Annotated in this window: 1 pseudogene; it reads right to left on the reverse strand. The window is 59.4% G+C overall.

The annotated features are described in order from the left end of the window. Positions 1–308: pseudogene (locus ACODSR_RS20710) on the reverse strand (IS66 family transposase); the annotation flags it as partial.

A 308-nucleotide genomic window follows, 5' to 3' on the forward strand; every position in this document is an offset into this window, starting at 1 on the left:
TGTGTGCCGGTGCGATCGGTGGTGAACTCATACCAGACCATTGGTGGGGTCGTTGACCCAGAATCCCGATCATCGACCGCATGGGCCCAGAGCCTATCGTCGGTATGGATCTTCGAGGCTGTCAGACCGACGTCGCGGATGCGGCTGATGATCGGGTCGAGCAGCACCGATGCTTGCCCGACCCAGCCTGCCAGCGTTGAGCGGTCAATCTCGATGCCCTGCGCAGCCATAATCTCGGCTTGGCGGTAAATTGGCAGATGATGATCGAACTTGGAAGACGACGACATGGGCCAGCGTGCCAAAAGTCG

The sequence above is a fragment of the Sphingobium sp. FG125 genome (assembly GCF_057809795.1).